Source organism: Sphingobacterium sp. BS-2, from assembly GCF_046161205.1.
GTDB classification, from domain to species: Bacteria; Bacteroidota; Bacteroidia; order Sphingobacteriales; family Sphingobacteriaceae; genus Sphingobacterium; species Sphingobacterium mizutaii.
This window is the reverse complement of record NZ_JBIXGO010000019.1, coordinates 169,502-195,721: the sequence shown is the minus strand read 5'-3', so window position 1 is coordinate 195,721 and position 26,220 is coordinate 169,502. Positions and strand designations below refer to the sequence as shown.

22 protein-coding genes and 1 tRNA gene are annotated in these 26,220 nt (G+C 40.3%); 16 read left to right on the top strand and 7 right to left on the bottom strand.

Annotated features, from left to right (window positions below; all coding sequences use genetic code 11):
- Window positions 1-9: 9 nt before the first annotated feature.
- The 6 genes from ACK2WI_RS12795 to ACK2WI_RS12770 all read left to right on the top strand — a co-directional run bounded on the left by ACK2WI_RS12795 (window position 10) and on the right by ACK2WI_RS12770 (window position 8,296).
- Entirely contained in the window at window positions 10-2,802 is a 2,793-nt protein-coding gene (locus ACK2WI_RS12795) for a tetratricopeptide repeat protein (protein ID WP_409151186.1), read from the top strand.
- Window positions 2,789-4,924, top strand: coding sequence for a DUF4838 domain-containing protein (locus ACK2WI_RS12790; protein ID WP_409151184.1), 2,136 nt, complete (start codon window positions 2,789-2,791; stop codon window positions 4,922-4,924). The genes ACK2WI_RS12795 and ACK2WI_RS12790 overlap by 14 nt, the downstream gene beginning before the upstream one ends.
- Window positions 4,905-5,450, top strand: a complete 546-nt coding sequence (locus tag ACK2WI_RS12785) for a DUF1573 domain-containing protein (protein ID WP_409151182.1) — start codon at window positions 4,905-4,907, stop codon at window positions 5,448-5,450. Before ACK2WI_RS12790 ends, ACK2WI_RS12785 begins: the two co-directional genes overlap by 20 nt.
- Before the next feature lie 117 nt (window positions 5,451-5,567).
- A complete protein-coding gene (locus ACK2WI_RS12780) occupies window positions 5,568-5,984 on the top strand; it encodes a hypothetical protein (RefSeq protein WP_409151180.1) in 417 nt (138 codons plus the stop codon).
- An 87-nt stretch (window positions 5,985-6,071) separates the two neighbouring features.
- Window positions 6,072-7,652: a helix-turn-helix domain-containing protein gene (locus ACK2WI_RS12775; protein WP_409151178.1), complete on the top strand. Its 1,581-nt coding sequence runs from the start codon at window positions 6,072-6,074 to the stop codon at window positions 7,650-7,652.
- Window positions 7,653-8,119: 467 nt separating this feature from the next.
- Window positions 8,120-8,296: a hypothetical protein gene (locus ACK2WI_RS12770; RefSeq protein WP_409151176.1), complete on the top strand. Its 177-nt coding sequence runs from the start codon at window positions 8,120-8,122 to the stop codon at window positions 8,294-8,296.
- Window positions 8,297-8,878: 582 nt separating this feature from the next.
- On the opposite strand, the gene ACK2WI_RS12765 is transcribed toward ACK2WI_RS12770, so the two are convergent.
- Genes ACK2WI_RS12765 through ACK2WI_RS12755 form a run of 3 tightly spaced genes read right to left on the bottom strand, consistent with a single transcriptional unit; the run spans window position 8,879 to window position 11,481 of the window.
- Window positions 8,879-9,517, bottom strand: coding sequence for an SEC-C metal-binding domain-containing protein (locus ACK2WI_RS12765; protein WP_409151174.1), 639 nt, complete (start codon window positions 9,515-9,517; stop codon window positions 8,879-8,881).
- Window positions 9,510-10,451, bottom strand: coding sequence for a cyclic GMP-AMP synthase DncV-like nucleotidyltransferase (locus tag ACK2WI_RS12760; protein ID WP_409151172.1), 942 nt, complete (start codon window positions 10,449-10,451; stop codon window positions 9,510-9,512). The genes ACK2WI_RS12765 and ACK2WI_RS12760 overlap by 8 nt, the downstream gene beginning before the upstream one ends.
- Window position 10,452: 1 nt before the next feature.
- Window positions 10,453-11,481, bottom strand: a complete 1,029-nt coding sequence (locus ACK2WI_RS12755; RefSeq protein WP_409151170.1) for a CBASS cGAMP-activated phospholipase — start codon at window positions 11,479-11,481, stop codon at window positions 10,453-10,455.
- Window positions 11,482-11,601: 120 nt separating this feature from the next.
- Between ACK2WI_RS12755 and ACK2WI_RS12750 the strand changes: the two genes are divergently transcribed.
- Genes ACK2WI_RS12750 through ACK2WI_RS12740 form a run of 3 tightly spaced genes read left to right on the top strand, consistent with a single transcriptional unit; the run spans window position 11,602 to window position 13,364 of the window.
- Window positions 11,602-12,264 (top strand): hypothetical protein, encoded by a 663-nt coding sequence (locus ACK2WI_RS12750; RefSeq protein ID WP_409151168.1) that lies wholly within the window; start codon window positions 11,602-11,604, stop codon window positions 12,262-12,264.
- Entirely contained in the window at window positions 12,248-12,598 is a 351-nt protein-coding gene (locus ACK2WI_RS12745) for a hypothetical protein (protein ID WP_409151166.1), read from the top strand. The genes ACK2WI_RS12750 and ACK2WI_RS12745 overlap by 17 nt, the downstream gene beginning before the upstream one ends.
- Entirely contained in the window at window positions 12,558-13,364 is an 807-nt protein-coding gene (locus ACK2WI_RS12740) for an ImmA/IrrE family metallo-endopeptidase (protein WP_409151165.1), read from the top strand. The genes ACK2WI_RS12745 and ACK2WI_RS12740 overlap by 41 nt, the downstream gene beginning before the upstream one ends.
- Window positions 13,365-14,038: 674 nt before the next feature.
- On the opposite strand, the gene ACK2WI_RS12735 is transcribed toward ACK2WI_RS12740, so the two are convergent.
- Together ACK2WI_RS12735 and purD are read right to left on the bottom strand one after the other, a co-directional pair.
- Window positions 14,039-14,110: transfer RNA gene (locus ACK2WI_RS12735), tRNA-Glu, on the bottom strand.
- Window positions 14,111-14,207: 97 nt separating this feature from the next.
- Window positions 14,208-15,482: a phosphoribosylamine--glycine ligase gene (purD, locus tag ACK2WI_RS12730; protein ID WP_409151163.1), complete on the bottom strand. Its 1,275-nt coding sequence runs from the start codon at window positions 15,480-15,482 to the stop codon at window positions 14,208-14,210.
- A 105-nt stretch (window positions 15,483-15,587) separates the two neighbouring features.
- Here purD and ACK2WI_RS12725 point away from each other — a divergent pair, with 105 nt between their 5' ends.
- The 7 genes from ACK2WI_RS12725 (at window position 15,588) to ACK2WI_RS12695 (ending at window position 24,412) form a co-directional block, all read left to right on the top strand.
- Window positions 15,588-18,257, top strand: a complete 2,670-nt coding sequence (locus ACK2WI_RS12725) for a hypothetical protein (protein ID WP_409151161.1) — start codon at window positions 15,588-15,590, stop codon at window positions 18,255-18,257.
- A 149-nt stretch (window positions 18,258-18,406) separates the two neighbouring features.
- A complete protein-coding gene (locus ACK2WI_RS12720) occupies window positions 18,407-19,174 on the top strand; it encodes an enoyl-CoA hydratase/isomerase family protein (RefSeq protein ID WP_093100041.1) in 768 nt (255 codons plus the stop codon).
- Between the two features lie 2 nt (window positions 19,175-19,176).
- Window positions 19,177-20,049, top strand: coding sequence for an SDR family oxidoreductase (locus ACK2WI_RS12715; RefSeq protein ID WP_409151159.1), 873 nt, complete (start codon window positions 19,177-19,179; stop codon window positions 20,047-20,049).
- Window positions 20,050-20,051: 2 nt separating this feature from the next.
- A complete protein-coding gene (locus ACK2WI_RS12710; protein ID WP_409151157.1) occupies window positions 20,052-20,702 on the top strand; it encodes a hypothetical protein in 651 nt (216 codons plus the stop codon).
- Window positions 20,703-20,745: 43 nt separating this feature from the next.
- A complete protein-coding gene (locus ACK2WI_RS12705) occupies window positions 20,746-22,485 on the top strand; it encodes a phospho-sugar mutase (RefSeq protein ID WP_409151155.1) in 1,740 nt (579 codons plus the stop codon).
- The gene (locus tag ACK2WI_RS12700) at window positions 22,485-23,027 is read left to right on the top strand and encodes an NUDIX hydrolase (RefSeq protein WP_093100035.1); all 543 of its coding nucleotides are present in this window, start codon (window positions 22,485-22,487) and stop codon (window positions 23,025-23,027) included. The genes ACK2WI_RS12705 and ACK2WI_RS12700 overlap by 1 nt, the downstream gene beginning before the upstream one ends.
- A gap of 71 nt (window positions 23,028-23,098) precedes the next feature.
- Window positions 23,099-24,412, top strand: coding sequence for a nicotinamide mononucleotide adenylyltransferase (locus ACK2WI_RS12695; RefSeq protein ID WP_093100034.1), 1,314 nt, complete (start codon window positions 23,099-23,101; stop codon window positions 24,410-24,412).
- A 128-nt stretch (window positions 24,413-24,540) separates the two neighbouring features.
- Here the strand turns inward: ACK2WI_RS12695 and ACK2WI_RS12690 are convergent, their stop codons facing one another.
- Both ACK2WI_RS12690 and ACK2WI_RS12685 read right to left on the bottom strand, forming a co-directional pair.
- Window positions 24,541-25,362, bottom strand: a complete 822-nt coding sequence (locus ACK2WI_RS12690) for an N-acetylmuramoyl-L-alanine amidase (protein ID WP_409151152.1) — start codon at window positions 25,360-25,362, stop codon at window positions 24,541-24,543.
- A gap of 32 nt (window positions 25,363-25,394) precedes the next feature.
- Entirely contained in the window at window positions 25,395-26,147 is a 753-nt protein-coding gene (locus ACK2WI_RS12685) for a DUF1080 domain-containing protein (RefSeq protein ID WP_312695994.1), read from the bottom strand.
- Window positions 26,148-26,220 lie beyond the last annotated feature (73 nt).

Sequence of the window (26,220 nt, the reverse complement as noted above, 5' to 3'; positions counted from 1 at the left end):
TTCTCCAAAATGATGATTACATCCTTTGGACTGATCTTTTTTTGCCATGTTTCTAATGCTCAAAGCACGGGGAATACCAACCAAAACAATTTGGAGGTGAATCAAATCAATGCCTTATACAGCCAGCAGCGTTGGGAAGAAGGCAAGAAAAAAGCAGAGGAAATCTTGCAAAAAAATCCCAAAGATTCCGATATGAGGATGATGGTTGGTAAATACTATATCCACAGCAAGGAGTATGATAAAGCGAGGTATGAACTGGTCAAATCATTGGAATATGGCCCTAGCAATCTTGAATCTAAGAAGATGCTAATTACGGTCGAAACGGAGACCGCGCGCTATTCAAGTGCAATCTGTTATGTCAATGAGTTGCTGGAGGTGAACCCCTATTTGAAAGATCTTTGGCGAAAAAAGATTGATTTATATCGCGTATCGGGAAATCAAGTGGAGGCCGATCGTTTGTTAAAAAGAATTGCACAGATATATCCTGATGATCCCGAATTGCGCAAGGATCAAACTTATATCACCGCCCAGCGCACTGCTGAAGTCCGCAAATCGGGAAAGATAGATAAGACCATCGAACTGGCAAGGAAATCAGTAGAAGACCAACCCCAAGAGCAGGAGAGTTATTTTTCGGTTATTGACAGCTACATCAAGGCCGGGGATTATAACAATGCCTTGGTCTATTCCGAAAGAGCCTTAAACCAGTTCCCTGGAAATGAAGGTTTCATCAGCAAGAAACTAGCCGTCCTAGAACATCAGAAGCGCTATTCAGAGCTGTTGGGCTTCCTTGGACAAGAGATAAATCGAGGTGGAAGTGCAAATCTCAGGAACCAGTACAACTACTTTCTATTGGAAGCGGCCCGCAATGCCAAGGAAGGCGATGCTGGAACCCTTTATGGAAAAATATTTGATGCTTCGCCCGGAAACGAGGAGGCATTTGCCTATGTATTCAATGAACGTGTTGCCCAAGAACAATATGAAGAAGCTATCGATGTCCTGAATAGGCACCGAAACAGTGTAGGAGGCAGCAAAGAGCTCGACCTGAAGGAACTGACCGTCTATAAAAGGATGCAGAACCAACCAAAGGTAGCCAGCCTTACCAAAGACCTTTTCACCAAGTACCCAGACGACACGGACCTACGCGAATCTTATGTTACCAACACCTTAAGAAGTGCCAAAAACAGCATGGACGAGGGAAAGACCACGCTGGCTATTTCAGAATGGCAAGAAGTTATCCGTTATGGCGACCATGAATCGGTAAAAAGCGCCCAGGTGGGTATCTACAATGCTTACCAGTCTAGCAATCGATTTCAGGAAGCCATCGTCGTATTGGATGAAATGTTATTTGACGACCCAAGCAACTTGGAACTGATGATGAAGAAATCAGATCTATACAATAAACAGGGCCGGTATGACTATGCATTAAGTATTTACGAGCAAGTCCTGGCACAAGCCTCCCCAGAGGATAAACTGCGGTTGCAAAATGGTTACTCAGAAATCATAGCCCCATGGATCAAACAGTTCCGAGAAGAATACAAACTTATTGAAGCCAAACAGCTATGCGAAAGATGGTTGGCCGTGGATGAGCATAACCAAGACGCCCTCCTTGCCATGATCAATATCAGTTACCAACTCAAGGATCATGAAGCAATGCTCTCTTATGCCAAGAAGGCCGAAGAGCTTTATATGGATGATATTCCATTTAAGATCAAGCTAGCAGAGGCCATGAACCATAAGCCTGAAACCTTAGGAGACTCCTGGGAGCTGCTCCACCATCAGGTCACGCTCAACCCTTTCCACCAACCTTTGGTCAATACCTTCAGTAGCACTACCGAAGAATACGCTGCCAGGTTATTGAAAAACAAGGAACATAGCCAAGCGCTAGCCGTCATCGATACTGCCCTTCATTACAATGAAAAGAGCAAAACCCTGAAGTACCTGAAAGGCACCGCCTATGAAGGCTTAAAGCAGTATGATTCGGCTTATTATTACCAAAGGTATTATGATCCATCCCTTTTGGAATTCGAAGATTTTAAACAGCATCTGGATTACCTAGGACAGCGATCTTTCAGGAACACGGTGAGCATTTCGCACCTCAGGGCAAGGTTCGGAGACAATGATGCCCTTACCACCATTTCCACAGCAGAATACAGCCGCTTACATACTGATGGCTCCATATATACCGGGCGCTTGAACTACACCGGTCGTGAAAATGGAAAAGGGATACAAGGACAGTTCGAATGGACCAAACCATGGACACCTGAGATTTCCAGCCGGATTGACCTAGCCCTAGCCAATAAGTTTTTCTTGAAGGTTGCAGCAAATGCCGCCGTCATGTATGAATGGAAACCGACATGGCAACTGGAGGCCGGAGCTGGATTTAGGAAATTTTTCACAGATGAATCCTTGATGAACCTGAATCTAGGCGTCATGAAGAGCATTGATGACTTTAACCTGTCAGGGAAAATCTCCAATTTCATGCTCATGGAGAATGGCAGCAGCAGCTACCTCTACAACGTAGGATTAAAGGCCCAATATTACATGAACAATCCTAGAAACTTTGTCCTTGCGCTTGCCAGTGTGGGTAATTCCCCAGACTTGGACTTAATGGACTTCCAGATCCAAAATAGTTTCGAGGTACTCAATACCATGGTCGGCGCTGGATTCGGCAGGAACATTTCAAGGAATATATCGGCCAATGCTTTAGGGTCATGGTATAACTTCCAAACCAACCTAATTGATGGCATCAGCACCTATAAGAACCTGTACAACATTAACCTGCAATTGAATGTATCTTTTTAGATTCACCATACCGCTGTTCAGCATCTTTGCCATTAGCTCCTGCACAAGTAGCAAGGGCCAAAGCAATGTGTTCAACTTTGCTGAACAGAAGATGTTTATTATCTCTAACGGAGACCAAAACAGTGCTGCCATGGCTGACTATTTCAACCAGCACCTCTCCAAGCGCAATACAGGAAACAAACTATCCATCATTAGAACAGATAGCCCAGATACCACAGAAAAAACAAACCAATTATATTTTGAGCTTGTCCCGGATTTAAGTTTTGATTACGAGATCAAGAACGTTCCGGGAAAGCTCTCCTTATTTGCAAAAAACAGGGAAACCATGATATGGCTGATATATGGTCTTATCTCCCAATTGGGGGAAAAAGTCGATATCGACACGCATGACCTCCCTCCTGCCATCATTAATTTCAGGACAGGCCAATTCAATTTCGCGATGCACTATCGTGAGCCCCACTTACTCAGCAATACAAACCCAGATCTAGCAGGCATCTACAATACCAATAGTGTAGACCGTGATTGGGGAATTTGGGGACACAATTTTAAAAAGATTTTTGATGGAAAGATCCCTGAAAGAGCCTATGCGCAGACCGAAAAGGGTATAAATAAAGATCAATTTTGTTTCTCCTCTGCAGAAACCCTGGGGGCCATCAAAACATATCTGGACGGGCAAGAGGGAAATGGCGTAAAGTACTTTATGATTGCTCCCAATGACAACAACATAGCTTGTACTTGTGAAACTTGCAAAGAATTGGGGAACAAGAACGCTGATGCAACAGGCGCAGTTACAAATCTGCTGAACAACCTTGCAAAGCAGTATCCAGGCTATCATTTTTTCACGACAGCTTACCTGACCACTAAGCATGCACCTTCGGTTCAAATGGAAAAAAACACCGGTGTATTCATCAGTACGATAGATTTCACAAAATCTCCAAAGATCAACACAAGCAGTACCGCTGTCCAAGATTTTGGAACTTTGGTGGGTCAATGGAAAAATAAAGTCAATGCGGTCTACCTCTGGGACTATATTTCAAATTTCGACGATTATTTGAGCCCTTACCCCGTATTAAATCGCTTTCAACATCAGCTGCATTACTTTCGTTCCATCGGAATAAATGGCTTTTTCCTCAACGGTTCGGGATATGACTATTCTCCATTCGAAGACATCAAGACCTATGTACTGAGTGCGATAATGATAGATCCAAGCTTAGACAGCAAAGACCTAGTAGAGAGCTATTACAAAAGGACATATCCAATATCAGGTAAGCTAATAGCTGATTATCTTTTAGCGATTGAACAGCATTCAAGTGGATCAAAATCAGAAATCGGTATTTATTTACCATTCAGAGACCTGATGAAATCCTATTTAGATCAAGACGGGTTTCAAAAATTCCATAGCGATCTATCTGAACGGAGCAAAAAAGCAAAAGGAGAAGAAAAGACCAAACTTGACAAATTATTATTAGGCTTGGCCTATACCCAACTCCAGTTTGACTACCATAGCGGAAATTTTGAAAATGGATTCCTTGCAGAACGAGAAGGAAAGGTATGGATCAATCCCAAGTCCGAGAAGAGCGTAATGGAATTGGCAACCTTTTCCAAAAAATACAAACAAGACCATTATAAGGAAACTGATGGCAAGATAAGCAGCTATATATCCGAATGGAAACAGATCCTAGCCCATCCAATGCACAGGAATCTGTTCCAAGTCGAGAACGTGCTGGAATTAAAGGCCATGCAAGCACTAGAAGATGCTGCTCTATTGGCTGACAACCTGCCGGGATTCCCTTCCGATTTTAATCAAGGCTGGTTATTAGCTGCAGAGGATATCAATGTATCCGGTAAGCTGGTGGCCGTAGAGGAAAGAAAAAAAACAATCCGCATGCGGTTCTTACATAATCCTAGGCACCGAATGCTTAGGCCCGACAAGATTGAAATACTGAAGGACGGGCAGCCCATGGCAAAGGTCTCGGGCATGGATTTGATCCAAAAAGATAACACATTCCAGCTGGAAAAAGAGGTCATGGTCGATGGAGAACAACAAATTGAAATAAGAATAAACAAAAATAAAAGCATTAACAATTCAGTAATAGCATGTGATGAAATTGAAATATTTTAACATTTCGCTTTTAGTACTCATCAACTTGTTGATAACAGGTTGCTTGGACATCAAGGATAGGAAAACCACCGTGGAAATAGAAGATAACTATAGGCATTACTTTCCTATTTTAGCAGGTGAGCTCAAAGATTTGGTCTTTAACATCAAAAACACCGGCGACGAACCTTTGATCCTGACGGACATTATCACTTCTTGTGGTTGTCTGAAGAACTCAGAGGGCATTGGCGGGTTTTCAATCCCACCCAAAAAAGAACGGAAACTTATCTTGAGCTACAATAGCGCTAAGAACATTGGAGCAGTCAAACATTTTGTTACACTTTACGGGAATTTTAAGGATGCCGAATACAAAGAAATTGTTTTCGATATCAATGTCGTCCCTGGCGCCTTGTATACCAAAGATTATGAAGAATTGTATACAGAGGAACTTGAAGAAAACCACTCAGTTGAACTTATGATGGATGGAAGACAAAATGGGAAAGGATATTACATGCCTGAACCGCCTCCAGAAAACCGGGAAACAAAATAATTAATTACATAAATTTTTATCTAAAACAATAAAAGTTTTGTAAAGAATTGGATTCATATAAAAAAATAAGGCAAAAATTGTGGATATTTAACTACATGAATTAACATTTGTCTTAATATGAAACCCGTGGCCTATAACCCTCAAGAAGTCTTGATTTCATTGATTGAAATCGAGAAATCCTTAAAAACGGTTATTAAAGAGAATTGTCCAGAGAAACCTATTGCATTAAACGAAAATCTAGATACGGCTCTTAATGACCTACTAGACGCACAAGGCGCCAATATTGATAAGGTAGAATATTTAACAACCCAATTATCGCTGTTACATCTCAAGCGCGAGCTAGACAAGACTATCCAAGTTGTAATTGAATCCAACGAGCTTAGGGCAGTATTGGATTATTCAAAATATTCACGTGATATATTGAAGAAAACGCAAGAGATAAACAGAGATTGGAGATGGATAGACTATATCCTCCTGATTGTGCTCTGTGCAAACTTTATTGCCATAGTCAGTGCGCTCTATTATTTGAGGTGATTGATTCTGATAAACTGTTGAACTTTCATTTAACCATAATGGAAACAAAATAAATGTGCCCAGAAAACCGGTTTAATTTTGACATCGATGAAATTCATTTTTAGTAACTTATTATTTGCATTGTGCTTCCTTTTTGAATACGCCTATTCACAAGGAAATGCCATAGAAACAATCAATGAAATACCTTGTGCCGCTCCTATTTCTAGTGAGATAAAAGATCTCAATAAAGTGGTGCTGAATGCTGATTCGCTCATTGTTGTTGCCAATAGCGATAAACAACGTATTTCCGCTTTAATGACCAAGGCAAATGTCTATAGGCAACAAGGTAATTTCCCCCTATCGATCAGGACCGCCATGCATGCGGATTCATTAGCTTCCTATACCCTGAACTTCCAATGCCAAGCTGCCATTTCGGGCTTTTTGGCCAAGTCTTTTCGTTCCTTAGGTTTAATGAACATATCCAGCAGGTACCTGGACCGCGCAAAGAAAGCCAACGATATGATCAAAGACTCTGAACTAAAGCAATTTATTTTGGTAGATCTCTTACATGAACAGGCTTATCATTCCTTGGAATTACAGGAATACTTAAAAGCGGGGGCTTTGGCTAGCTCTGCCGCAAAACAAATCCCCAAACAAGCCCAGGATAAAAAGAAAATTATGGTAGCCGAAGCCACCAATGACCAGATCATGGGGATCTTTGAAATGAACTCGGGGAAATTAGAGACCGCAGACTCCCTCCTCAATTCTGCCCTAAAAAAATTGAGCAATATAAACTGTTCCCTAAAACCCCGTGTCTATATCGCCCTTGGAGAAATTGCCATGAAAGAAGGTGACTTTAAAACCGCACAGCAGTACTTGACCTTGGTGGACCAATATTTAGCGGTTGAGAAAGACGATGAACTAGAGAAAATATCCTACGACAGCTGGTCCAGCTATTATAAGGACACAGGGAATATGGAGAATGCGTTCTATTATACCCAGAAATCCGCCGAGCTATTGAAAACAAAGATAAACCGCGCCAATATACTCTCCGCCAGCTTGCTTTTGGAGACTAGGGACAGGGAAGAAATGTACAGGTTTCTTTATATTATTTCCCTGAGTGGAATTATTTTGTTCTTGGTCTTTGCTGCATACTTCCTACTCGTTTGGAAACGCAAAATATGGATCCAGCCAGAACCTGTCGAAGTAATCTTGGAAAGCCAACCAGAAAGTCCAGTGATGCCATCAGAACCTGAGGAAACTAGCTACCCCAACCTCAATGGTCTAGAAAATCACAATACAAAGCTGAACCAAATAAAAATATCTAGGTATACAGAAACCTGTCTCTATAGAAAACTTGGAAAACTAGAAACAGAAAAGTTTTTCTTGGAGAAAAATGTAAAGCTTGACCAAGTCGCCTCCATGATGGGCACAAACTCCAAATATGTGTCCTATATCATCCAGAAATACCGCCACATGGATTTCTATGAATTTATCCAACACAAAAGGATTGAATATTTCCTAACCTTGGTGAAAACCTCACCCGAGCTTTTAGATTTCAAATTGGCATACCTAGCCGAAAAATGCGGCTATTCATCCTTGAGCAAGTTCTCAACCTCCTTTAAGGCGGTCACAGGCATGCCCCCATCGACCTATATCAACCTCATAAAAAAAGAGCTAAACTCCTAACAAAACAATAGGAATAAATTTTATCCTGAAACTTTAAAGCTCCAGGTTAGACGGTTATTATTTTATCTTTCACTTATCACCGCCCTAGCCAATCTAATAAAATTGCCTCCTACTTATTTTACTAGCCCCATTTCTAGAAACCCCGCGAACGCCATGTAACACAATCAACAAAAGTTTTCACGCTCCAAGAAAATCATTCCTAGCCCAAATCTAGACATCTTCAAATATCATAACCACAACACACTGATAACCAATATAATATAAAATTCAGTAAGATCATTTGCAGGATGTGCCAATATTTGAGACAAACAAAACTGAGCTGTTTTTTGGGTTAAATCTGCTTAACTTGCAAGACAAGATTAGCACAAAAGCTCCCAAAAATCACCCTAAGGGAGCATAGTAATAATTAGCTGAACCCATCTCATCCCGGAAGAATGACCATGTTATAAATAGTAAATAGTGAAGCCATGAAATTTGAAGAGTCTATAAAAATTGAAGCCGTAACCGCTATTGTTAAAGGAGATCTTAACATCAAAGAGGTCATGCAAAAATACCATATCAAAAAAAAGAAAACGGTTATCGATTGGATCATTAGGTTATTGCCCAGCGTGACAGAACAAATCAAAAAAAGCAAGGGTAATTAGTTTGATGAAATGAAAAGGATTTTTAATTGAAATCGAGGAGATGGTATGGACCTTATTCGAGAGATATTCGGAATTTTCGCAATATGAGTGAAGGGGGTATGGAGGTATGTTCGAAGAGGTATGGAAAGGGATTCGAGGGATGGTAAAATAGGTTGGGTTGGGACTTAGGTTGGAGTAGGAAAAATGGCCGTAGAAGGGCTGAAATTTTTAGGGAGAAATTCAAGGTATTTCCCGAATATGCCTCGAATGAGAGTGGGCTGAGAGTGGGAAGAAAGATGGGGTGGTTTACGATGATTGCAAATCCATTTCAAGGCTTATATTTCGTTGTGATTAGATCAATAAAATCCATGTGTTCATTTTCTTAAAATAATGAGCTGACTAAAAATAAATCTGCTTCCCCCTATTATTTACAATTTAATTATCAAGGCATAATTACATCCTAAACAGAGAGTTCAAAAACTTGAATAATTCAAAAAGTCCCTATCTTTAAACAGGGAAGTATTTAAATGTTTTTTTTAAGCAAAAAACAGCCGTAATTAGCTGTTTGACAACCCAAAACTGTCACAAAAAGACCATCCCATCTTAAATTATAGATTGAATAATAAATTTTATACGATCCTGTCCAATTTGCTTAATTTGAGTAAAGGACTCGCGGTGACAGTGTCTATATTTTTTTCCGCTTTCGCAAAAGCATTTGGAAGTACGGTGTGGAGTTTTATTTTTATAGATGAATATCAAAATATCTAAAACTTTATCCGCATTAGTTGTATCAAGCATCATATATAAAGATTCTAAGACACCTTTTTTTCCATGAGATCGCTCATTTAAGTAATAGCCTTCTAGTTCCCTAAATGCTTGATTATGCAAATAGGGAACTAAGTGATTTTGTATAAAATCCAATAAGGTAATGCCTTTGCTGCATTGGATGTATTCCTCAGCAGGAGTGCATATACAAAAGTGGCCATCACGATACACGTGCCAATCTATATTGTGTGGAAGTCTTCCTTTTGTTTCATAGACTACAGGAAAGCTATTCGGATAATCTGGGACACATAAAATCTTTACAGAATAAGAGTCATATGGCATTCCGTTTTCATCTAAGAGGTCGATCTTTCCTTCTAAATATGGAAGAGAATCTTCCCGACTTAATAATTTAAGATCGGGAAATTTACTTATAGCATAGGATGCTTCTTCTACAAATTTGAGATATGAATTATTCATAGCCATATGGTATAGATGTACTAGCACCTACTGCTGCAGCTGCTACATTTCTAACTAAGTTCTCTTCTTTATCCTCCCCCAAAGGAAATCGATCTCCGAGATGTTTGCGCCAAAGTTTACTTGCTGTCCTTTGGTTATTCGAACGAATTGCTTCATCTGCATCGGTAATGAAATAATTTAAGGCTTCTAAAAATTTATCCTTGTTTACATAACCTTCGAGCAAGTCATCATTTGGTGTTGCAGGCACAATACAAGTGAATTCATTGGTTAATGCCTTTTTAATTTCTTTAAGAATGTCTCTGAGCGTAATATCATCACGTTCATTTAATACAATTTTCTCCTTTGCATTCGTTGCTAAAATTGTTAAAGCTAATCCACTAGGCATTTTGAACGGACGATCGTCGGCCCATCCTTTTAAATACTTAATATCTCTAATCAAGCGGCCGTCTTTATCTTTTTTTGATACAAACCAATCCACCATAGTTTTTGGGTCACTATCTTCCCATCCATTTCCCTTTACAGCTATTTTATATTCTTGACCCTCAATTTTGTAATACACAGGATGGTCGATTTCATAGTCGTTCACAAAAATAGTGCGTACACATTTTTTTCTATTTTCTGCCGCAGTGTATGTATAACCATCAACTGCCTGCCTAACCCAGTCTTTAATTGTTGATGCCGTTACATCTGGTTCACGGAAGAAATAAATACCATCATCCAAATCACAGATGTCTTGTTTAGTTCTTATTCCGTTCTTCATTTTATATGAGCCCTGGATGTAGAAATGTGGTATATAATCAGGATGGTTATCTTCAAACCATTTTCTGATTTGTTTGCGAAGACCTTCTTTTGAATTCTTCATTTTGTTGTTCTTTACCGAACCGATGGAAATATCACTATGATAATCCAAAAATAAATTGTTGCAGTTTGCCATATTATTGTAGTTTTAAAAATTTTAAAATTTCTGTTAATCGATTTTTTGCTAATTCCTCGCCAATAGACTTCATTCGATCGATATGTTTCTTTTTTGAAGAATTAAGTTCAATAATATCCCCCTTCATGTCATGTTGAATACGTAAATAAGCAAACGTATTACCCATTTTCATTAACGCCCTTTGGAGAAATAACAGATATTGCTCTGTAATCTGGGCCTGTGTATCTAGCACGATATCAACCAATTTAGGATTGGGAAATAACCAGTCAAATACATTTTTTGGTCGCCATGAGCGTTTAATAATCTGCTTTCCTTGCCCCGTTCCCAATGATAAAACTGAAATATCCCCAATGGGTATATCAAGTTTGTCAGTTGCCTCAAAAACACCAATTAATGCCGGGTTATTTGCAAAAATGCCCCCATCAACCATGTTTATGTTTGTGCCTTCACCAAGCTCATTTTTGAACGAAAAGGAATGGGGTGGAAAATAAACAGGGGCAGAAGCACTAGACATAGCCACATGGTATGCAGGAACTTTATAATCCCGTGTGTAATCAGGATGATGTTTTGTTTTAAAAACATTGATAACACCATCATTCCCATTGAAGGCCGGGACACAGACTTTGGTTTTTAAATCATTCATTAAAGGATCTTCACCACCGTTGGCCTCAGCAAACACTTCGCGAAGTTTCTTAAGCAATTTCTTGTTACTATAAATGGCATTTAATAATGCCCGACTTTTTTGAGGTATGAATTTGAATACAAAGCGAGGAAATATAAGCTCAGCATTGTCTTCATAAAATTTGGATAAAACTTTTGCAGGTATACCCAATGAAAGAGCAATTGCCAATATCGCTCCAGTAGAAGTACCACAGATTAAGTCGAAGTGCTCATAAAGTTTCTTTTCAGGGTCCTCTTTTTGAAGTTCAACTTCTAACTCCGCAAGGAGTTTGGCAGGAATAAGACCTCTTATTCCTCCACCATCTATTGACAGAATTTTAAATTTTTGTTTTTGTGTTGATTCCTCCATAAATAAAATATTTTGTTATTTTTAACTAGCATTAACAAACTAATTTGTTTTAACTGCAGGTCATTATTAACTACGAAAAGCGTTACTAACGGTTTTGCGTTTACCTAAATAGATATCCTTATGGATTGGAAGGAATTAGAAGATTCAAGTACAGCAGATTTAATAGAATATATTCAAGGTCGTCAACATTTTTACGAAGCGGCTGAATGCGCATTCAAGGCATTTTTTATAAGATTTGAACCTGATTTAACCAAAAAATGCAGAATCATTGCTATCAAATGGGGGTACAGCAAAGAAGATGGTGATATTTTATCAGAACAGGCACTTGATAAATTTTGGAACAAAGCGCATTTATTTAATGCTCAACAATGTAAAAGTGTAAATCTTGATCGGTGTGTGTTATTTTATATTTATAGGATTGCACAACGGTTATTATGCGACCGTCAAAGACTGGATGCTGACAAAGATCCATATCTTGGAGAAGAAGAGTTAGTTTTGGATTTCCCAGATTTAGAAAATATGGAAATCCCAAAAGAAAAACTAAAAGATTTAAAAGCTGTAACAGAATTGATAGACAAAGCGTTGGAAAGATTAAGTACAAAGCACAAAATTATTTACTTAACATATCGAAGTTACGAAAGAGATGGTAAAAAACTGCCACGTCAATTGCTAAAAAAACTTAGAGAAGAGCTTGACTTATCACAAACATCAATAAGAGTTTATAAAAAAGAAGCATTAGAAACCGTTGGTAAAATAATTGAAATTTATGGCACAAAAAAATAATCTATTTGAAAACCCAGAGCATATTACCGAATGGTTATGTTCTACCGGTTATCTTTTTCCTCGCAATGAGATTGAGTTGAATCGCTTTGATAAACTTTTTTTCAATATTGAGATTAAAGACTCCACAGTTTCTCTAGATCGAATTTTAAATAATGAAGTCCGAAATTTCCCACTTTCTATTGTTATAAAGCAAGAAAATGAGCAAGATGTGATGGATGCATTTAAAATGGTAGCAAGAAAAGGTCTTGAAGATCTACCTGATCATATCTTTAATAAAATGAAAAAGAACCAAGATGATGGCAATCAATCTTCACCGGAAGAAACGGATCAATAGTTTAGCAAATGATGTGTCAGAAGATTTTATTGAAGGTTATAGAGTAAATTTAATAAATATTGCCAAATATGAAGAGCTAGCTATATACTATGATCATTATGAAAATACTTTTGATGGTATGTTAGTTTATATCGACTCGATATTTCATATTCATATAAATATAGATAAAGGAAATACTATTAGCTCTAAAAGAGGGCGATTTACACTCGCCCATGAATTGGGACATTTCCTTATTGATGAGCATCGAATTGCCTTGAAGTATGGTATGATTACTTCACATCAATCTAAAAATGGGCTATTAAATAAAGATTTAATAGAATTGGAGGCTGATTATTTTGCTAGTTGCCTGTTAATGCCTGAAGTATTATTTAAGCAAGCTTGTGCTCGGATGCAATTTTCTTTTACCCTCATCGACACTCTCTCCAACTTATTTCAAGTGAGTATTATGGCATCCATTCTTCGATTTATTGAAATTGGTTCTCGGGAGTTTATGGTTATCATTTCAAAAGATAATATGATAAGATGGTTTGCAAAAAGTAATGACTTTCAAAAGGTAGGTTTCAAATTTAAAGTTAATTCCACTCTTCCCGTAGAATCAAGATCGTTTTCATTTACAAATCATAGTTATGGAAATTATATTTCTGAAATTGAAGAAGTAGATACCGAGATATGGTTCATTAATAAATTTTACAGCGACACTGTATTTGAGCAATATTATTACTCTGAAATTAATGGCTACATGATTACATTGGTGTGGTTTCAATAATTATATTACACAAATTTAACGATTTAGAGATAGAATAGCGATGTATATTATTAAAGTTATAGAGTCGAAAAGAGTTTTTTCTACATCAGTTTTATCACGAACACCTATTCAAGAAAAATTGTTGTCTATAATGTCGCTAAAAACCTTCTTCATAAGCAAGAGGAAGTTGGGCAAACCCTACTTTTCGCCCTTCATGCTGCGCAATCGAGCTGTTGCACATGCTCCAGGGATGCTTTTCTCTTCTTTCTGTTTCTAATCCAACTTTTTAGAATTCCGAATAATAAATATAGGAGGAAAGTATATAGAAAAAGCTATTTATAATTTAAACAGGTTCTTTTGTTAATACTGATTTCCTTAGTTGTACTTCCCCTCTCCTTAAAGCTCCCTATGAATGCATTATGAATTTAATCAAAACAGGATAGGGAATTCAGATTAGTGACTTAGAACAATCTCCAGAGGCTCAAGGCAGAGCTTGTGGAGGAGATGAGGGAAATTTTCAACCTTAATGGCAAAAATGGCATTAAGAGGTTTGGTTAAAGAATACAGAATTCAACGATTCGCTTAGGCTCAAAAGAAACTTAAAAAATAGAAAGGGAGATTTTAATGGAAAATAACAGATAGGTACAGAATACCTTAAACCAAAAAAAGCGACTTTTTCAAGTCGCTTTTTTCCGTAGCCCGTAGGGGAATCGAACCCCTGTTTCAAGAATGAAAATCTTGCGTCCTAACCCCTAGACGAACGGGCCTTTTTGCTTTGGTGATGCAAATATAGAAGCTTTATCTATTCTTCCAAAATATTTTCACTGGCAAAAATATAACTCATTGGCTTTTAAACCGATATTTTTATATAAGATCGAATCCAATGTCGGTTCTGAAGTACTTTCCTTGGAAAAAGATGCGTCCAGCGTCAGCGGTTGCCTGTTGCAAAGCGGAAAATAGGTCATCTTCTAAGGCTGTAACAGCTAGAACCCTTCCACCGGCAGTCAGGACATTCTGTCCATCTAGTTTTGTACCTGCATGGAATACGATGGATTCTTTTACGTTTTCGATGTTTGTGATTACCTTGCCTGTTTCGTAATTGCCTGGATAACCTCCAGAAACAATCATCACGGTTGCTGCCGTTTTATTGGTCACGGTATAGGAGCGGTTTGCTAGGTCTTCCTTAGCCACGCCTTCTAAAAGGTCTACTAAGTCAGATTCGATCCGAACCAATACAGATTCTGTTTCAGGATCGCCCATACGCACGTTGTATTCAATTACAAAGGGTTCACCGTCTACATTCATCAGGCCAATAAAGATAAAGCCCTTATAAGGGATATTATCGTTTTTCAAGCCATCTACGGTAGGTTTGATGATACGGCTTTCTACCTTGTCCAAAAATGCCTGATCTGCAAAAGGAACTGGTGAAACCGAGCCCATACCACCTGTATTTAATCCTGTATCTCCTTCGCCGATACGTTTGTAGTCTTTTGCGGAAGGCAATACTTTATAGTCATTTCCATCGGTCAACACGAAAACAGAAAGCTCGATCCCTTTCAAGAATTCTTCTACGACAACCACATCACTTGCAGCACCGAATTTAGAATCATTGATCATGGCCTTAAGTTCCACTTTTGCTTCATCGTAATTATCGATGATCAACACGCCTTTTCCTTGCGCCAAACCATCTGCTTTTAAAACGATCGGAAGTTTTTGGGTATCTAAATAGGCCAAGCCTTCTTCTAGGTTTTCCTTGTTGAAGGATTTGAAAGCTGCTGTTGGGATATTGTGACGGATCATAAATTCCTTGGAGAAATCCTTAGACCCTTCCAATTGTGCACCTTCTTGTTGGGGACCAACAATGGCGATGCCTTTTAAATCTTCCCTAGAAAGGAAGAAGTCATGAATACCTTTCACCAATGGTTCTTCTGGACCTACCACGATCATTTCCACTTGGTTTTTCAAAGCAAAATCAGCGATTCCTTCAAAGTCGGTCACTTTTAAGGGTACATTTTCACCGTATTGTTCGGTTCCTGCATTTCCAGGAGCGATAAATAATTTGCTTAGTTTAGGGCTTTGCGAGATTTTATAGGCAAAGGCAGACTCTCTACCTCCAGAGCCGATGATCAGAATATTCATACCGCAAAGATATTGAAGCAGATGAGAAATCCGCTCCCAAAAAAAATATTTAGCAAGATTCTTTGCAAATTTTCGTATTATTATGATGATTTAGCCACTCTAATTATGAAGAAACTCACCGCCTTGTTGGCTTTCCTGTGTTTTGTCAGCTTTTTCAAACCAATACATGCACAAACCGCGGATTCCTTTCAAGCAAAAATGGATTTGTATGCCGGAAAATTCCCTCAGGAGAAGATCCATATCCAAACAGACCGCAATAACTATGGTGCCGGAGAAACCGTCTGGTACAAGATCTACTCGACGATTGGTCTGGAAAATCAACTCTCCATTCTTTCCAATATTGCTTATGTGGAACTGATCAGTCCCACTGGGGAAATTGTGTCACAAAAGATCAACTCCCTGTTCACTGGTGTATCTGTAGGCGACATGCTTTTGGCGGATACCTTGGTGGAAGGCTCCTATCGGATGCGTGCCTATAGCAATTGGATGCGGAATAGCAGCTCTGACTATTATTTTGAGAAGGTGCTGAATATAGGGAATGTACGCTCGGACAATATCATAAGCAGCAGTAAACTGATAAAGGAGGCGGAAAACGAGTTCTACCTGTTGAATTTCGAGAACCCCGAAAATAAGCCCCGGGAGAAGACTTCTGTGGGTTATACAATAATGGATGGGGATAAGGTCGTCGATCGAGGCCGGGAGTCCATGCAGCCTGATGGGAGCATAAAGATAAAGGTGACCGATAAAAATCGGGGCAAACCGCTTTCCATTCGTTTCAAGAACTTAGATGGCTCCATTGTCAAGAAGCTGATCAATACGAATGTCTTTGATTCAGAAAATGCGGTGCAATACTTTATTGAGGGCGGGCAGATCGTCAGCAACGAGCTTAACAGAATCGCCATTAAGACCTTGAATCCGCAGGGATTGGGAATAAAGGCAGATATAACGATCATCGATTCTAAGCAGGACACCGCAGCGGTGCTGAGTACCAACGAGCTGGGAATGGGTTCTTCGCCCTGTTATTTTGCAGAGGGCGAGAGCTACCAAATACAGATAAAATTTGAAGATGGTAGCCAGAAGACGATTGATATAGAGGCTGTATCGGGCAATAATATCGCTTTGGCGGTCAACAACAGTAATGCTGACAAGGTATTTGTGCAGGTCAATATTGCAGAGGGAAAAATAAACAATGAGGACCTATATGTCATTGTCCAACATTTAGGGAAAATCTATTATATGGCCAAGAACAAGGCAGCGCAAGCTAATGTGCTGTTCAATGTGCCGCGTAAAGACCTGCCTATGGGGGTATTGACTGTAAGCCTATTGAACAAGGATTTCTTTCCGCTTTCTGAAAGGGCCATATTCAACTATAATAAAAAGTCGATTTTGCCGGCTGAGGTAAAATTAAACAAGAGCAGTTATGGCCTGCGGGACAAGGTAAACACGGAAATTACGGTCGGAAATTCGGATGATAGCATTCGGTTCTCGGCTCTTTCAGCATCGGTGGTTAACCTGAAGAACTATAAAGATGATGTACCTAATTCGGTGAGTATCATGAGTTCTCTCTTCTTGAATGCTGATATCAAAGGTTTTATTGAAAAGCCAAGTTTCTATTTTAACCCAGATGGTACGGTGAAGGCAGTTGATCTGGACAACCTACTGTTAACGCAGGGTTGGAGAAAGATTTCCATCAACAAATTGGACTCCCTCAGTGCATCAAAGGCCGAGTTTAATGAAGAAAAGGGGATCACCATAAAGGGTAGTATCCGCAAGGTCGGCAGAAAGGCGCCGGTTCCAAATGCAAAAATACAGTTGATATCCACGAATAATTTCATGGATTACCTAGATACCTTGGCGAATGCTGAAGGGGACTTTGTTTTTAAGGATCTCTTGTTTCCGGACAGTGTCAAGTTCTTATTGTCGGCGAGGAACGAGAAGGGAAAGAACTTTGTGGACATCATTGCGGATCCATTCAAGGAGCCTGCCATCAACTTCGAAAAGAACAATCCTTTGATCTTGAATGACATCAACAAATTGAATGAAGAGCAGTTGCTGGCCAGCAAGAAGTTTTATGAGCAATTGGAGAAAAAGGGGATCATGGAGAAGGTCTTTCAGATTGAAGAAGTTACCGTTCGGGCACAGCGTCCAAAAGCAGCCGCTAATTCGTCTAACCTGAATGGTCCTGGAAATGCAGACCAGACCCTGACCGCGGAAGACCTGAGCACCTGTCCGAACTTGGAGATGTGTTTAAACGGTCGATTGACGGGGGTGATATTCCGTGGTGGGATCCCTTATAACACGCGTAGCAATGGAGCAATGCAGGTGGTAATAGACGGGATGTATGTGGAAGGCGATATGATTGCCACGATCAACCCTATAGACATACAAAGTGTGGAGGTGTTAAGGAATATTAACTATACTTCCATTTATGGTTCTTATGGTGCCAACGGCCTGATCATCATTACTTCTAAAACGGGTAGGGATGCACGCAGTTCTGCTTATCAGCCGACCGGAATTCTATCGATTTCGCCAAAGGGAATTTCCTTGACCAAGGAATTCTATAAACCGGTTTATGAAACGAATTCTGAAAACCAATTTCAAACGGACCTAAGGACGACGATCCATTGGGAACCGGGAATCGTATCGAACGAGAAGGGCATCGCTAATTTTGATTTTTACACGTCGGATGAAGCTGGAACCTATAGAATGATCATTGAGGGCTTGGACTTCAATGGCAGGATATTGAGAAGGATAATAGAGTTTGAAGTCAAATAATAGAGATAGGCCCATTTATTTGGGCCTATTCTTTTGGTATTCATATTCGATAAATCAAAATATATCCACATTGCCATATATAAGCGCTAATTTTTTATCATAACGACTATTTTTTCCGTAAATTTCCATACTTAACAAATGGAATTCATATGGGTACATTTTTAAATACTCAAGTATCAGAGAACATCTGTTACATTCAATTAGATCGAGGAAAATCCAATGCCATGCATCTGGAGATGATCGAGGAAATCACGACTACTTTCAAATCCCTAAAGGAAGATCCATCCGTTTTTGCTGTTGTCCTTCAAGGTAAAGAAGGTTTCTTTACCTCTGGCTTGGACCTGATCACGCTCTTTCAATACGATGAGGCGCAGATGAAGGCATTCTGGGAGAAGTTTATTGACCTGATCGAAGAATTGGTCTCTTTTCCTAAGCCTTTTATCACGGCGGTTACTGGACATAGTCCTGCAGGTGGTTGTGTATTGGCGCTTTGCTCCGATTACCGTGTGATGGCAGCTGGTGAATATATCATTGGGTTGAATGAGGTTCCAGTGGGAATCATCGTCCCTAGCAGTATTTTTGAACTATATGCCTTTTGGATCGGTTCAGGTAATGCGGCGAGATTCTTATTGGAAGGAAAGCTATTGACTCCGCAAGAGGCATTGAACGTAGGCTTGGTGGATGAGGTCGTTAATTTTGACCGTATCCAGACTACCGCAGCCAGAAAGGCAAAACAGTATTTACAGTTTGAACCCAATGCTTGGAAGGCTTCGAAATTGAATATTCGCAAGCGTCTATTGGAGCAAGTGCAAGAAACCAAAGGTGCTGCAATTGAGCAGGTCCTAGAGCGCTGGTGGGCACCATCCACAAGGGCGATCTTGAAAGCAATAATCGATAATCTCACTAAAAAATCATAAATATGGCAGTACAAGGAGCTTTACAGAAGGATGCCTTGAAAGGTAAAACAGTGGTAGTAACCGGTGGAGGAACGGGATTGGGCAAGGCTATGTCCATCTATTTTTCGGAATTAGGGGCCAATGTGGTCATCACGAGCCGAAAACTGGATGTACTGGAAGAAACTGCCAAAGAAATCCAGGGAAAAACTGGAAACCCCGTATTGCCGGTTGCCTGTGATATCAGGAATACGGAGGAGATTAAGCTGGTGCGCGAGAAAGCCATCGAAATATTCGGGCAAGTTGATGTATTGGTAAATAATGCCGCCGGAAACTTTATCTCCCCTACGGAGCGTTTGTCTGCAAATGCTTTTTCAACCATTATTGATATCGTACTGAAGGGTACTGTGAACTGTACCTTAGAATTTGGCAAGCATTGGATCGAAAGGAAACAAGCTGCCAACGTACTGAATATCGTGACGACCTATGCCTTCACGGGATCGGGTTATGTGGTTCCATCTGCAGTTGCAAAAGGGGGCGTGGTAACTTTAACCAAATCCTTGGCTGTGGAATGGGGCAAATATGGCATTCGCCATAATGCCATTGCACCGGGACCATTTCCTACGAAGGGGGCTTGGGACCGTCTTTTACCGGGAGAATTGGCCCAGAAATTTGACTTTAAGAACCGAGTTCCATTAAAACGTGTCGGAGAACATCAGGAATTAGCAAATTTGGCAGCTTTCTTGATATCCGATTTTGCAGGTTATATCAATGGCGAGATAATCAGCATAGACGGCGGAGAATGGCTGCAAGGGGCAGGACAGATGAACGGCATGGAAGCCATCCCTTCAGAAATGTGGGACACTATCGAGCAAACTATCCGGAAAAACAACAAATAATCATGATTAAAAATTACGCATTAGGACTGATAGCCTTTATTGTGCTATTAGGTTCTTGTAATAACTCATCAAAAACAGCTACGGCACATCAGGACACGGTAACCCGAGCAAGCCTGAACGAACCGGAAGAAGTCCAACAGATTTCAGAGGTCATCACCCGCTTTGTGCGCGCCTACTTGAGCCAAGACAATGAAAAGATCAATGCCTTAATCCATCCTGAACATGGCCTTGCCATTATCTATCGCCCGGGCGTGATGGATGACTTCAAATTAGTGGACAGTTTTGATATCCAAAACCCTGTTCCGGAGTCTTATCCTTACCCTACCTTTGAGAATGATAAGACTTTGACCTTTGAAGCATTGCCAGAATTTAAATGTGAGACGGATAAATGGACCAAGTATGGTTTCTCTAGCGATACGACTGCAACCAGCGTGACGCATCTGTTGGATACCATCATGAAGTACCAAGGGGAATTCAATGAGGCCAAATACGATGAAAAGACCTTGGAAAGGGTTTCAAAATTGGAAGATGGCAGTTATCGGGTTATTTTAAATCCAACCGATGAACACTTTTTGATTTTCCATGTTAAACAGTTTGAGGGCTCTTGGTATGTAACGCTACTGGACCGCTCTTATGGCAACTGCGATGCCTAATAAAAAATTACACTAATATATTTACCTTAAAAAATGTAACCATATGGGTACTCTAGATAAAGAAACACAAGGAAGAGTCAATCAATGGCAGACTGATGAATACGATAAGGACACGGTGTCCAAAGTAAAGGCATTAGTTGATAATAATGAAGAAACCGAGTTATTGGATTCGTTCTATAAGGAACTGGAATTCGGTACGGGTGGTCTTCGTGGAATTATGGGTGTGGGATCCAACAGGATGAACAAATACACCATTGGGAAAGCGACCCAAGGCTTGGCCAATTACTTGATCAAGCAATTCCCTAATCAGGAAATCAAAGTTGCGGTATCCTATGATAGCCGAAATAATTCGCAAGAATTCGGTCAGCTGGTTGCTGATGTGTTCTCTGCAAATGGTTTTCAGGTTTATCTGTTCAAAGAACTGAGACCAACACCTCTGTTGTCCTTTGCTGTGCGCCATTTTAAATGCCAGGGTGGTGTGATGTTGACCGCATCGCATAATCCAAAGGAATACAATGGCTATAAGGCTTATTGGAATGATGGTGGCCAATTGGTTGCTCCGCATGATAAAAATGTGATCACGGAAGTGAATGCCATTACTTCTGTAAAAGAGATCAAATTTGATCGTGTAGAGAAAAACATCCATTTGGTTGGAGAGGATTTTGACCAAATCTATATCGATGCAAACAAGAAATTGAGCATCCATCCTGAAGCGGTAAAAGAGCAAAGCGATCTGAAGATCGTTTATTCTCCAATCCACGGAACAGGCATTACCCTAGTTCCAAAGATATTGGAAGCATGGGGATTTAAGAATGTTCAGGTAGTGGAAGATCAAGCTAAACCTGACGGAAACTTCCCGACGGTAGTTTATCCAAACCCGGAAGAAGAAGAGGCAATGTCGAAAGCAATGGCAATGGGCCAGGATATCGATGCCGACGTAGTTATGGCTACAGACCCTGATGCCGACCGAGTTGGGGTGGCAATCAAATTGCCTTCAGGTGAATTCCAATTGATCAATGGTAACCAAATCGGTAGCTTGTTGACTTATTATGTGCTTTCTTCGAAGAAGGACCTTGGTCAATTGAAAGCGAACCAATATATCGTGAAAACCATCGTGACTTCGAACTTATTCTCTGATATCGCGAAGTCTTTTGATGTGAAAAGCTATGAAACGCTTACGGGTTTCAAGTTTATCGGTGAGGTCATGACTAACCAGGAAGGCAAAGAAACCTATTTGGTGGGTGGAGAAGAAAGTTATGGCTTCTTGGTCGGTGACCTAGTGAGGGATAAAGATGCGGTTAACTCTTGTGCCTTTATCTCTGAAATGGCTGCTTATTTCAAAAGCCAAGGGAAATCACTTTACGATGTGCTATTGAAGCTTTATTTGGATTTTGGCTATTACAAAGAAAAACTGATTTCCTTGACCAAAAAAGGGAAGGCTGGAGCTGATGAGATCAAACAAATGATGGCTGATTTACGTGCTGACCTGCCAAAAACATTGGGCGATATTGAGGTGGTTGAGGTTAGGGACTATGAGACTTCAGAAGCTACGGATATGGCAACAGGCAAGAAGTCGAAGATCGACCTTCCTAAATCTGATGTGCTTCAGTTCATCACCAAAGATGGCGATGTGATTTCTGCTAGGCCATCTGGAACGGAGCCAAAGATTAAATTTTACTGTTCGGTTAGGGAGAATTTGGAGTTTACTTCTGAATTTGGTCAGATTTCAAACCGTTTGGACGATAAAGTAAGATTAATGATGGCCGATATAGTGAAAGATTAATGGAGAAGTGGAAAACAATTGATTCGAAATACATCATACAACGCCCTTGGGCAACTCTACGCGTCGATAAGCTGGAGATGCCCAATGGCAATATTAAAGAGGAATACTACGTACTGGAATACCCTACCTGGGTGAATATGGTGGCTCTGACGGAAGATAATCAGGTTATCTTCGTCAAGCAGTACCGCCATGGCGCCGGAAAAATCATGGTGGAGCTACCAGCAGGTGTGGTTGAGGACAATGAGGACCCAGAAATAGCGGCAAGACGGGAGTTGTTGGAAGAAACAGGCTATGCCTTTGATGATATCAGCTATGTCTGTGAGCTTTTTGCCAACCCTGCTACCTCGGGCAATATTACCTATACCTATCTCCTTACTGGAGGAAGAAAAGTTCAGGAGCAAGAATTAGATCCTTCGGAAGATATTGAAGTGGTTTTAATGGATCTCCAAGAGGCCAAGCAATTTCTTTTTGACAATAAAATAGGACAGGCGCTCCATAGCTCTGCCCTATTCTATACATTGAAAAAATTAGGCGAGTTATAAGCTCGCCTAACTTTATTCTTTATACCAACCTCTTTACACAATTATTGACGCTGTTTTCGTACCTTTGCCGCATGGCAAGAGAAATTTACGAAACCAAGCGCAAAGCGCTTAAAATCAATCTTAACGCTGATATTTATGGTACATTCGCAGAAATTGGCGCTGGACAGGAAGTCGCTCGTAATTTCTTTGAAGCCGGTGCAGCGTCTGGAACCATTGCAAAGACCATTTCTGCATACGATATGGCATTCTCAGATGCCATCTATGGTATTGAAGAGTCTGGCAGGTACGTGAGCAGAACCCGACTGACCAAAATGCTGGACCATGAATATAGCCTCCTTACCGAGCGTCTTCAAGGTGAGAAATACAGCAGTAAAAAATTCTTTGCTTTTGCCGATACAGTAACCACATTGAATTTTACGAAAACCAATGAACCTCACGGTTGGATCGGTATCCGATTCCAGCATGAAGTGGATGGACCGACGAACGATATCATCATCCACGTTAGGTTATTGGACAGTGACAATAGATTGCAAACTAAAGTCCTTGGGATCTTAGGGGTAAACCTGGTTTTTGCGGCTTATTATTACGCTGAGAATCCACAGACGATGATCGAGTCCCTAGTTGACAACCTTTCTGTAGGTTCGGTAGAAATTGACTTGGTAAAGGTTTCAGGACCGCTTTTCGCGAATGCCAATGAGCGCCTACTGAACCTATACCTGATTGCAAAAGGTTTCTCGAAAGCTGCAATCTTCAAACCAGATGGAAAGGCTGCCCAAATCAAGGATTATCTTTATAAAAAGAACATCATTATCCTTCGTACGAAATACCGTCAGAAATCTAATCCAAACTTTGACCTGTTTAACTTGGCCGTGGAGGAGTTCCTGAAAAACACCAAGGCTGTTCCTGAAAATACCGTGGTGCTGATTGAGGTACTGATGGGTAATGTGCTGGATGAAAACAGTGTGATTTCGGATGAGGACTTGATCTATTTCGCGGAACGTGCTGAATATCTATGCTCTACAGGCAACAATATCCTGGTATCCAACTTCAGAAGGAATAACCACTTGGCTGAATTCGTGCAGACCTTCAAGCCGAAGCATGTAGGTATTGCAACCAACGTTTCCAACTTGAAGAACATCTTCAACTCGGATAATTACAACAAAGAAAACTATACCAATGAATTGCTAAGCTATATCTCAGGAATGTTTAGCAAGAACGTTAAGCTTTATGCTTACCCGTATTTAGATAAAAAATTAGAGAAAATCGTTACGACTAAAAACCTTCCGGTTTCCCCAGAAGCGAAACCATTGTTTGATTTCTTGATCAACAACAGATACATTGTTGATATCGAGAACTACGATGAGAAATTCGTAAAAACAGTTTAAGAAGAGTAGTATTTAGTAGTAAGTATTTAGTATTTAGACCTAAAACCTCCTTCCTGGCTTGAGCATTTAGTATTTAGACCTAGGACGCCCTACAAGTCTAAATACTAAATACTAATTACTTTATACTCTTACAAAAACTTCTTAAAGATTGAATAAAGTATCTTAAGGTCGTGTTCAGTTAGGTTGGCGCTAGTGACGTCCATTTGGGTATAATGCTGTTTAAATCCTTTGATGGCAGCATCTAGGTTCTTCACATCATAGCCAATGATCCTTAAGGCTATCTTAGGGTCGAAGCCCATTGGAGGATCTTCCAAGACATCATCATACCAATATCCAAAACCTTTATCAGCTAATACCTTCCAAGGAAACCTTGATGGATCGTTCTTCCTTGTTGGCGCATAGTCCATGTGTCCGATAAAGTTTGCTTGCGGGATCTTATAGGTCTCTTTTAAGTAAGCAAGCAATTGGACCAAGGCATTGATCTGCACTTCTGGCCAAGGGTCACTGATCCCGTTGTTGTCCAATTCAATACCGATAGAAGAGGAATTCAGATCGGTGTCATTTCCCCATCTTCCTAATCCTGCATGGTGTGCACGGTATAGGTCATTGACCATCTGGACAATCTTTCCGTCTCTACCGATTACATAGTGTGAACTCACGCCTACTTTTTCGTTGTGGAAGGTCCTGACTGTCTGGTCAAGGTCTTTTTGCGCGGTGTGATGGATCATCACATAGTTTGGCTTGCGGACACCGAAATTGGTGGAAGCAATCCATTCTTTATGGTTGGAAGCGATCTTTTCGACCTGTCCTTTCACCGGAGCCTCTTTATAGAGTTCAGAGAAATCCTTGGCTTTCTTTTTATAGATCTTTTCTGTGCTGGCATATTTCCCTCCTCCACAAGAACTCACTAATGCAGCAAGTGAAAAATAAATGATGTATTTCTTAATCATGTCCCTTTATATCCTTTTGTTAATCATTTTTCTTATAAGGCATCGACCACAAACTCGGGACGATCCATTCCTGGTTCTAATTCAATTATCTGAAGGTTCCTGAACTCCATTTTAGCGCCTTCAGCTTCTAAACAAAGATAACCTTTTCGTTTGGAGGCCAATCGGATACTGTTTACGAATTTACCATTAACAGCCAATTTCACCGTTCCATCCACACAGACCACGGTGTACTTATTCCACTCTCCTACTCCAAGGCACCTGTTTTCCAAAGACTTGCTTCTCTCGCCCCTTGGATTATCCGGAGATGCGGTCATCCCACCAGCACCGAACAATTCTCCATGTACATAGGCGATCGGCTGTTGTTTGCCATCCACGGCGTTTATATTCACCCAATCCAATTCCAGCATCTGCACCTCCATACCCATCGGAAGCCTGCTCTTAGGGTCTGCCTTGGCATCGCACCACACAAAAATCCCGGAGTTGCCTCCCTTCTCCAAATGTCTCCACTCGACATGCATGATAAAGTTCTCATACATCTTCTCCGATCGCACGACTCCAATTGGATTGCCGCTGTTCTGCAAAAGGTTTCCCTTCGCCTTCCAAGTGCTATCCGAGGTGTTGACATCAATCCATTGGATCGCCTTGCCTTTGGCTTTGGCATTTAAGATGGATTCGTCAAAGCTCTTTTCCACTCCAAACTGGAAGAGTTTCTGCTGTGCTTCTGCAAATTGAGTACCTAAAAGGAATGTTACGAGAATTAATAGATGCGAGAGGTTGGTTTTCATGATCAAAATCAGATTTATTTGAAGACCTAAAATAGTAAAAACCTAAGAGAAATACCATGCTTAAGGGGTTTAA

Excerpts from the sequence above, each read along its gene's own strand:
- ACK2WI_RS12700 (WP_093100035.1), top strand. The coding sequence starts at position 22,485 with ATGGAGAAGTGGAAAACAATTGATTCGAAATACATCATACAACGCCCT.
- ACK2WI_RS12745 (WP_409151166.1), top strand. The coding sequence starts at position 12,248 with ATGGCACAAAAAAATAATCTATTTGAAAACCCAGAGCATATTACCGAA.
- ACK2WI_RS12790 (WP_409151184.1), top strand. The coding sequence starts at position 2,789 with ATGTATCTTTTTAGATTCACCATACCGCTGTTCAGCATCTTTGCCATT.
- ACK2WI_RS12695 (WP_093100034.1), top strand. The coding sequence starts at position 23,099 with ATGGCAAGAGAAATTTACGAAACCAAGCGCAAAGCGCTTAAAATCAAT.
- ACK2WI_RS12740 (WP_409151165.1), top strand. The coding sequence starts at position 12,558 with ATGATGGCAATCAATCTTCACCGGAAGAAACGGATCAATAGTTTAGCA.
- ACK2WI_RS12780 (WP_409151180.1), top strand. The coding sequence starts at position 5,568 with ATGAAACCCGTGGCCTATAACCCTCAAGAAGTCTTGATTTCATTGATT.
- ACK2WI_RS12760 (WP_409151172.1), bottom strand. The coding sequence starts at position 10,451 with ATGGCAAACTGCAACAATTTATTTTTGGATTATCATAGTGATATTTCC.
- ACK2WI_RS12690 (WP_409151152.1), bottom strand. The coding sequence starts at position 25,362 with ATGATTAAGAAATACATCATTTATTTTTCACTTGCTGCATTAGTGAGT.
- ACK2WI_RS12765 (WP_409151174.1), bottom strand. The coding sequence starts at position 9,517 with ATGAATAATTCATATCTCAAATTTGTAGAAGAAGCATCCTATGCTATA.
- ACK2WI_RS12710 (WP_409151157.1), top strand. The coding sequence starts at position 20,052 with ATGATTAAAAATTACGCATTAGGACTGATAGCCTTTATTGTGCTATTA.
- ACK2WI_RS12755 (WP_409151170.1), bottom strand. The coding sequence starts at position 11,481 with ATGGAGGAATCAACACAAAAACAAAAATTTAAAATTCTGTCAATAGAT.
- ACK2WI_RS12770 (WP_409151176.1), top strand. The coding sequence starts at position 8,120 with ATGAAATTTGAAGAGTCTATAAAAATTGAAGCCGTAACCGCTATTGTT.
- ACK2WI_RS12685 (WP_312695994.1), bottom strand. The coding sequence starts at position 26,147 with ATGAAAACCAACCTCTCGCATCTATTAATTCTCGTAACATTCCTTTTA.
- ACK2WI_RS12705 (WP_409151155.1), top strand. The coding sequence starts at position 20,746 with ATGGGTACTCTAGATAAAGAAACACAAGGAAGAGTCAATCAATGGCAG.
- purD (WP_409151163.1), bottom strand. The coding sequence starts at position 15,482 with ATGAATATTCTGATCATCGGCTCTGGAGGTAGAGAGTCTGCCTTTGCC.
- ACK2WI_RS12775 (WP_409151178.1), top strand. The coding sequence starts at position 6,072 with ATGAAATTCATTTTTAGTAACTTATTATTTGCATTGTGCTTCCTTTTT.
- ACK2WI_RS12795 (WP_409151186.1), top strand. The coding sequence starts at position 10 with ATGATGATTACATCCTTTGGACTGATCTTTTTTTGCCATGTTTCTAAT.
- ACK2WI_RS12785 (WP_409151182.1), top strand. The coding sequence starts at position 4,905 with ATGAAATTGAAATATTTTAACATTTCGCTTTTAGTACTCATCAACTTG.
- ACK2WI_RS12715 (WP_409151159.1), top strand. The coding sequence starts at position 19,177 with ATGGCAGTACAAGGAGCTTTACAGAAGGATGCCTTGAAAGGTAAAACA.
- ACK2WI_RS12720 (WP_093100041.1), top strand. The coding sequence starts at position 18,407 with ATGGGTACATTTTTAAATACTCAAGTATCAGAGAACATCTGTTACATT.
- ACK2WI_RS12750 (WP_409151168.1), top strand. The coding sequence starts at position 11,602 with ATGGATTGGAAGGAATTAGAAGATTCAAGTACAGCAGATTTAATAGAA.
- ACK2WI_RS12725 (WP_409151161.1), top strand. The coding sequence starts at position 15,588 with ATGAAGAAACTCACCGCCTTGTTGGCTTTCCTGTGTTTTGTCAGCTTT.